Raw genomic sequence first — 7993 nt, forward strand, 5'->3', positions numbered from 1 at the left:
CTATTTTTAGACAAAATTAAAAATTCCAAACTAATTTTCATCAAAAAATTTCAAATCAACAAAGTTTTTGAAAGAGCCTAATATATGTCAGATGATAATATTAGTTGGACAAGTTTTTGCCAAGCAATGAATTCAATTTCACACTGGCTAGTCCAAAATAAAAAGAAGTATAGGAAACGTGACTATTACCAAATATTAACATTAAAAGGTAACTGTAAAGATATAGAAAAGAAAGTTAAAAAGCTTGGAAACGATAAGCTAGTTGCAATGTATGTTATGGCAGCTATTAAAGACAACAAGTCATTGGATTTTCTTCCTAATTATGTAACCTTGAAAAATGGAACTCAAATTGATAAAGCTGAATATGTGGACATGGCCATAAGAGTCGAAGCATACATCAGGGCAAACGGAAGACTTCCTGCAATAGTCTACAGAATGTCAACACTCCCAGATTACAAAGATTCAACAATGAAACTGTTTGTCAAAGCATTCAACTTCAAAGGAAACACCATTGATGAAGCATTAGCTATTATAGCAAAGAAGAAATTATACAGCAAATATTTCGATTCTCAAAAGACAGACAAGAAAACAATCAATGATGCCAGTCAGGGCAAAGGTTCCAATTGTGTTGACTGGGGACAAGTTTATTATAGAATAGCTAAATCTTTAGGCTATGATGTGCAATTTGTCCACGTTAAATGTAGAGTATCCGGAACCGGTCATATCAGATTGAGATTAAGGCATAAGAAACATACTGGAGGTAACTGGATCAATAGAGACCCTGCTGCAGTGGCTGATACAACTTCTGGAAATGTCAGAACTCTCTGGTGTGAAGACGGATATCTTATAGCATATGATCCATCATGGATATTTACAGATCTTTATAGTAGTTAACATAACTACTTTCTCTTTTTTGTTTTAACATCAATCTTTATAAACAAATTACACACAATATAATATTGTTGGTGATTATATGAAGATATGTCCAAAGTGTGGTGCCGAATTAGATGATGTAATTGGTGGATATTTGTGCCTTGAATGTGGTGGAGGAATGTTTAGTGAAGATGAAGTTATTGTTGCTACATGCCCTACCTGTGGTGATGAGTTAGGAGATTTGTGTGATGAATATTATTGTTATACATGCAGTCAATCAGTACGTAAAGAAGATGCAGTTTATAGTAAAGATATAAGTTTTGATGATGATTATGATTTTGAAGAACCTGATTATGATTCAATGATAGATAATGGGGACAGTATTTGTTTAAACTGTACTTATTGGAGCGTTAGTCCATATGGTGCAGCTCATGGAATGGTTTGTCGTAGAGGTTATCCAACAAACGGGCCAAGTGATTCTTGTGGTGATTTTGTCCAGTCACATCATTTTGCAAGTTATGGTGATGAAGGTCAATATCAATTCAATGAAACAAGAAGAGATACGGCCAATAAATTATATAATTGGAAAAATAACAGATAATTTCCAATTTCTATTGGTTAATAATTATTAATGTTAATGATTAAATTAAAAGGAAAAGTGGTACTGGTTATCATATATTAATTTTAAAGGAAATTTATATATTTTTTTAAACACAATATTATATCAATAACAAATTTGCATTTGTGTTATATGGGGATTTTTTCATGGAAAATAAAATAAATATTAAAATAAATGACTTTGGACCAATTAATAAAGCCGATATTGATTTAAATAAAATTAATGTTGTTGGTGGTAATAATGCAACAGGTAAATCAACTACAAGTAAACTTTTATATTGCTTTTTAAAATCAAACATGGATGATAGAATTGATTTTGCATTAGAACATTCTAGATTGCAGATTGATTCATTAATCAATAATATATATTTGGCATTACATGTTAATCAACCGGAATTTGTTTATTTAAAAGATGTTCGGGAATTTGGAATGTCTGACAATAATGATAAAGTAATCCCATTTAATGAATTAAGAGTGGAAGAAAAATTTCACCAAATACAAATTGATTATAACAGATATTATGATGAAAACAATGACAATGAACGTATTAAAGGAATGATTAAAGAGATTGATGATATTCTAACTACAATTCATATTGAAGAAGATAAGTTAACAATCCTACTTTTAAAAGACTTTTTATCCTCTGAATTCAATAGGAAAAATCTAAAATTCAATTCAGCATTTAATGGGATTGTCAATGGAGATGAATTTGATATAAATATTAATTTAAAAGATAATGATTTTGATTCAGATAATGCTTTTTCGGCTAATGGTTATTTCAATTCAGAAGATGTAATTTACATTGATACCTTTTCATTTTTTGAAACACATGCTCCATGGAGAACCGATTACCACCATGCAGGTTATATAACTAAAGTGTTAATGTTTGATAATCAAGAAGATTTGGAAGAAATAACTGATGAAAGATTATTGAAAGTAATAGAAAAAATTAAAGAGATAATTAATGGAAAGATTACTTTTGTGAACAATAAATTTACATTTATTCAAGACAAAACAACTGAAGTTGATTCTCTTGCAATTACTGATGCAGCATCAGGAATAAAACAAATAGCTATAATTCAATTATTGTTAGCTAATGGTGAATTAAAACCGAATTCATTTTTAATCTTTGATGAACCTGAAGTAAATCTTCATCCAGATTGGCAATTTAAGTTTGCAGAAATATTAGTCCTCCTTGCAAAAGAACTTAATATAACAATATATCTTAATTCACATAGTCCATTGTTTATTGAAGCTATGGATGTGTTCAGTGAAACCTATGACTTCGAAGATTCAATAAATTATTATTTAACTGAAGAATCAGAAATACCTGGAAAATATAATTTCACAAAAATTGAATCTAATGAGTTGTATAAGGTTTATGATAATCTTGGAAATGTTTATAAACTTGTGGACCAATTAAGATTAAAAGAAGATTTAAATAGGTTGTGTTAAAATGTCTGAAATAACAAATGACAAATTCATAGATTTCCTTAACACATTTAATGACAAAAAATATAGAAATAACAAATTCTATGACACTATTACTGAGATTTCAAGAAAGAAATCCGGAAACCAAGATGCATTAATTGAAAATGATTTTAGAATGTATTCTCTAGATGATATTGCGAAAGGAAGTGATGTTTTAAGTTTAAATCTTCCAAAAACTACAGATGCTCTTTTTTATAAAGAAAATCCCGATGGAACCTTATCATTATTTTTTATCGAGTTTAAATTCCATAATTTGGATGATCCTGATGCAGAAGACTTGTTGACTAATTTGGTCAATGAAATGTATGCTGAGCCTAAAAAATTAAAATGTGTATGTAAATATAAAAAAGATTTAAATAAGATCAGAAAATATTATGGGGATAGTGTAAAACATACTTTAATCTTAAAACCTATTGAATCAATAAAGATTGTTATTCCAAAATTATATAAAGAATATGACTCTGATGTTGATGAAAAAGAAATAGAAGAATTTTTGGATTGTGTTGAAAAGAATTTGTATGTTTTCGTAAGCACTTATACTGAAAATGGAAAATATAATCGACATAAAGAAAGAATGGAGAGTATGAGTACTGGTCTGGAAAATCATTTTGAAAGATTAAAAAGTGGCAATATTATTGACAATTATGAAATTTGTCCTCGTTCATTTTTCGATGACTTTTTAGAAAATGAAATATTGAGTTAATGGTGATTATGTGCCTATTTCAGAGAAAGTAATAAAAAATATCTGCAGAGATTATGTCACAATTGATTTTAATGGAGTAATCGATTTTAAATTAACATTAAAAGATAATATTAGAAATAATTCCATTTCTGAAGATGATGCACTATTTATTTTATTAGATTTGTTATATCAAGTCAATCATGGATTGAAATACAAATTTGTTTCTAAAAATTGTTTGACATGATTAAAGATGTAAAAAAGTACAATAACGAAAATAAAGAATATTTAAAAGAAAAATTCTTTTCAATAAACCCTATTATGTTGAAGTAAAATTAGTTATCAAATATATTACATCATTAGCTAATGAGAAAAATATTCAAACTAGGAATATTGTCATTGAAAAGCCAAAAGCAAATATTAAAAATCGTAAAAAATTAATCAAAACAAAATTAAAAGATTTTCAACGTGACGATTTATGTTATATTCTTGATTTAGATCCAACTCTTAATTTTGAAAGAGAAAAAGTTTTAAAAAATAGGATTGTCGATGAATTATTAGAAATTTCATTTGATGAGGATGATTTAACTAACTGCTCTTCAAAGGACATAAAAAAGATTTTAAATTCAAATAATGAATCTGTTGGCAGGACAAATGAAAAAATCATTAAAATTCAGAATGTTCGTTTGTATAAATTGATGGATGAATATGAAGAGAGTTATAAAATACAAATAAAAAAAGAGAATGAACTAAAACTACAAAAAAGAGAGAAAGAAAGAATAAGAAAAGAAAAATTAAAAAAACAAAAAGAAAAAGAAGAAAAATTGAAAAAGGAACGGGAAGAACAAGAAAGAAGAAAAAAACAAGAACAGGAAAGATTGAGAAAAGAAGCTGAAATAAGGGCTCGAAAACTTAAAATAGAAAATGAACGTTTACAAAAACAAAGACAGGAAAAACAAAGACAAATAGATTCTTTGATTGCAGAAGTTAAATTATTTAACAATAAAAGTTTTTCTGAAATGGTTTCATTAGAAGAGGAATATTCGAAAATCTATGATGAAATTTTAAAAGACTATCAGGTTTTATCACAGTATCGAGAAATTGCTTTATTTAAGGATTATTATTCACATTTAAAAGATATTAAACAAATTATAGTTATTGAAAATGAAATTAAAAGTAAAGATAATCTTTTAAATCAATTTGGTGATGATTTAAGAAATAATGGATTTTTAAATTATTCGAAAAAGAAAAGATTATCAACAGATTCAAATCACTTTATGAATTAACATTTAAATTGAACAAATTTCCTATTTCTCTAAAAAATAAAATTTATCAAGAATTTCCAAATTTAAAAAGTTTCATTCAGTATTATAAAGATTTAATCAATTATAGGAATTTAAGTGACGAAAAACCTAATAGAATTAAAAATTAAATGAAAGATTATTGGATGATGAAATTAACAATAATCCAGAATTTTTAAAGATATAACTGATCCAAATAAAAGAAGAGCTATTGTCATTGATGAAAAGAATGTGAAAGTTAATGCGGGTGCAGGTACTGGAAAAACATTCACAATTCAAAATAGAGTTAATTATTTAATTGAAAAGAGAGGGGTTTCACCAAAAAAGATTTTATGTTTATGTTATACTGGTGATGGTGCTGAAGATTTGAATAAGAAAGTTAATAAAAATCGTGATGAAGACAATCAAGTCGAAGCTTGCACATTTCATGAATTTTGTCGAAGGGTTGCAAGAAAATGCGGTATTGAAAAAGGAAAAACCAATAGGCATCTATTAAAAGATATAGTAATTAATTATTCAAAAGATCTGGTGGATGATGAAAAATTAACCAGATTAATAGATTACTTCAGTTATTATATTAATTCGCCTGCGGATAAAGAAGACATTAATAATTATAATGAATTATTGGATTATGAAAATGAAAGAGATTTAAAAACGTTACGAAAAAAATTTTATGAATCTGGTGCAAAATACACCATGCAAGGAGAAACAGTTGATAGTATTGGCGAATTGATGATAGCTAACTGGCTATTTAGACATGATATTGATTACGTTTATGGGAAAGAATATAAATCAAAACTTATTGAGATTGTTAAACGCTTTTTATATTCTGGAAACTCATTTTCATTAATTAGTCTAGATTTACAAAAGGAATGGTTTAATGAGTTTATTTCTGAATATTCCTGGAAAACATATGTGCCTGACTTTTATCTTCCAGAAAAAGACATTTACTTAGAACATTTTGGTATTGGTCACAGAGATAATGAAAAATGGCTTGGAAAAGATTATGAACCTCAAATCAAACGTAAAATAAAATATCATAAACTACATCAAACAAAATTAATCAAAACTTATTATTGTTATTTGGAAGATGGTATACTTGAAAAAAAGTTAGAAGAGATATTAAGAGATAATGAAGTTACCATTGGTCGAAAAGACCCTAAAGAAATATTGGATGTTTTACGCAAAACAAATAAAGTTGAGGACTTCGATAATTTCAATAAGTTAATAAGAAGTTTCATAAATATATTTGAAGCTCAGAATAGAGAGAAAAATCAATTTGATTCATTTATGAAATTGAATGAATCTGAAAGTGACGGTTATAAGAGAAATAGGCAAAAATTATTCTTAGATATTGTACGTGATATTTATGATATTTATTATGAATCAAATGATGGTGAAAGGATAGACCATAATCGTGAAGTTAGTCTGGCATTGGAGCTGATTCAAACTAACCAATATTCAGCATCTTATGAGTATATATTCATTGATGAGTATCAGGATATCAATCCAATTAGATCATTATTGTTGCAAAGCCTTCAGAAGATTACTGATGCTAAATTATTTGTTGTTGGTGATGATTGGCAATCCATTTATAAATTCAATGGTTCTGACTTAAATTTATTCATTGATTTTGATAAGTATTTCCCTTATTCGGAGTTTATCAATCTCCAAGAAAATAGAAGAAATTATGATAAGCTCAATCGTATTTCTTCAGACTTTATCATGAAAAATGAAAAACAGGAAAAAAAGAAATTAATATCTAAAAAGCGAAATAATCCAAATCCTATAAATATTGTTTATTATTCTCTTAATCCTAAAAGTAATAAAGTATTGAAATTATATTCGATTATTCTCATATTGCTAAAAGAAATCCAAAAAGCAGAATCTTATTGTTGGGCCGTAACAATAATGATATCAATGAATTCACAAATAAAAATAATATTTTTGAATCCTATGAGTATACTGATAAGATTACTTGTCTGCAGAATCGAAAGTTAAATATAAGATTCATGACTATACACTCCGCAAAAGGTTTAGAATATGATGATGTTATTATTCTTAATTTTAAAGATAAATTAAATGGTTTTCCAAATAAAATAGAAGATGATTCTGTTCTTCGTTTCCTAAAAGAAAAAGAAAAATGCCAGTATGCTGAAGAAAGAAGATTATTATATGTTGCATTAACAAGGACATTAAACAATGTTTATTTATTGGCTCCAACATATAAAGAGTCCGTTTTCATTGAGGAGTTATCCAACAAATATAAAGTTAAACAATTATATCTACGTATAGATAAAAATCTTGAAAGAAATTTTTATAGACAACATAAATCAAATGAACCATTTGATTATAGGGAAACTGATATAAAATGTCCTAACTGTAATGATGGGAAGATAACGGTTGTTAGAAACAATGAATCTGGAACAAAATATATTAGGTGTAGTAATCATCTTGATGATTCTTTTCATTATAATGGTGGGCCTTATTGGGGAGATTTAGAAGATTATATATTCCTTGAGAAATGCCCTAATCCTGATTGTGAGGGTGTTTTAATTAGGGATTATAAAAAAAATAAATTAATATGTACTTTAAATCGTGAAAACGGATGTAAACAAACAAAAAGGATAAATTTGGATGAGGAATATTAAATTAAAAAGAAATATTTACATTTATAATTAATTGTTGAAATTTGCTCTTTAAAACAGTTCATGCTGGTGGAAACTGGATTAACTCTAATCCTGCTGCAGTATGGATATCTCATAGCATGTAATCCAAGTTGGATTTTCACAGATTCATATTCAAGTTAACAATTAATGTTAACTCTTTTTATTTTTTAAATTAACAGCAACATTAAACTATTCAAAATAAACTTTTTAAAACTGTTTAATGCAATATAAAGGACTTATCTTAAGAATTATTTCATGAAAAATAGTTAGATAGGATTGGATGATTACTCATCCGCACCCTCTCGAGAACCGTACGTGTATCTTTCGATACATACGGCTCAAATAGACCTTTATCTGAAAAT

The 7993-nt window shown here is 27.2% G+C and carries 8 protein-coding genes; all 8 read left to right on the top strand.

What is annotated here, in order from left to right; all coding sequences use genetic code 11:
* Nucleotides 1-84: 84 nt before the first annotated feature.
* The 8 genes from Q9968_RS09420 to Q9968_RS09455 all read left to right on the top strand — a co-directional run bounded on the left by Q9968_RS09420 (nucleotide 85) and on the right by Q9968_RS09455 (nucleotide 7613).
* Nucleotides 85-894 carry a pseudomurein-binding repeat-containing protein gene (locus Q9968_RS09420; RefSeq protein WP_305515782.1) on the top strand — a complete coding sequence of 270 codons (810 nt, stop codon included), beginning with the start codon at nucleotides 85-87 and terminating at the stop codon, nucleotides 892-894.
* 79 nt (nucleotides 895-973) lie between these two features.
* On the top strand, nucleotides 974-1474 hold the full coding sequence (locus tag Q9968_RS09425) for a hypothetical protein (RefSeq protein ID WP_305515784.1): 501 nt from the start codon (nucleotides 974-976) through the stop codon (nucleotides 1472-1474).
* Nucleotides 1475-1638: 164 nt separating this feature from the next.
* The gene (locus tag Q9968_RS09430) at nucleotides 1639-2946 is read left to right on the top strand and encodes an AAA family ATPase (protein ID WP_305515786.1); all 1308 of its coding nucleotides are present in this window, start codon (nucleotides 1639-1641) and stop codon (nucleotides 2944-2946) included.
* A gap of 1 nt (nucleotide 2947) precedes the next feature.
* A complete protein-coding gene (locus tag Q9968_RS09435) occupies nucleotides 2948-3685 on the top strand; it encodes a hypothetical protein (RefSeq protein WP_305515788.1) in 738 nt (245 codons plus the stop codon).
* Between the two features lie 10 nt (nucleotides 3686-3695).
* Nucleotides 3696-3908: a hypothetical protein gene (locus Q9968_RS09440; protein WP_305515790.1), complete on the top strand. Its 213-nt coding sequence runs from the start codon at nucleotides 3696-3698 to the stop codon at nucleotides 3906-3908.
* Between the two features lie 451 nt (nucleotides 3909-4359).
* The gene (locus Q9968_RS09445; protein ID WP_305515792.1) at nucleotides 4360-4947 is read left to right on the top strand and encodes a hypothetical protein; all 588 of its coding nucleotides are present in this window, start codon (nucleotides 4360-4362) and stop codon (nucleotides 4945-4947) included.
* A 198-nt stretch (nucleotides 4948-5145) separates the two neighbouring features.
* Entirely contained in the window at nucleotides 5146-6963 is a 1818-nt protein-coding gene (locus tag Q9968_RS09450; RefSeq protein ID WP_305515797.1) for a UvrD-helicase domain-containing protein, read from the top strand.
* Nucleotides 6858-7613: a 3'-5' exonuclease gene (locus tag Q9968_RS09455; RefSeq protein WP_305515794.1), complete on the top strand. Its 756-nt coding sequence runs from the start codon at nucleotides 6858-6860 to the stop codon at nucleotides 7611-7613. The genes Q9968_RS09450 and Q9968_RS09455 overlap by 106 nt, the downstream gene beginning before the upstream one ends.
* Nucleotides 7614-7993: the final 380 nt, after the last annotated feature.

Source organism: Methanobrevibacter sp. V14, assembly GCF_963082475.1.
GTDB lineage: Archaea > Methanobacteriota > Methanobacteria > Methanobacteriales > Methanobacteriaceae > Methanocatella.

What these genes read in the sequence shown, in the direction of transcription:
- Q9968_RS09420 (WP_305515782.1), top strand. Translation starts at nt 85, where the DNA reads ATGTCAGATGATAATATTAGTTGGACAAGTTTTTGCCAAGCAATGAAT.
- Q9968_RS09425 (WP_305515784.1), top strand. Translation starts at nt 974, where the DNA reads ATGAAGATATGTCCAAAGTGTGGTGCCGAATTAGATGATGTAATTGGT.
- Q9968_RS09430 (WP_305515786.1), top strand. Translation starts at nt 1,639, where the DNA reads ATGGAAAATAAAATAAATATTAAAATAAATGACTTTGGACCAATTAAT.
- Q9968_RS09435 (WP_305515788.1), top strand. Translation starts at nt 2,948, where the DNA reads ATGTCTGAAATAACAAATGACAAATTCATAGATTTCCTTAACACATTT.
- Q9968_RS09445 (WP_305515792.1), top strand. Translation starts at nt 4,360, where the DNA reads ATGGATGAATATGAAGAGAGTTATAAAATACAAATAAAAAAAGAGAAT.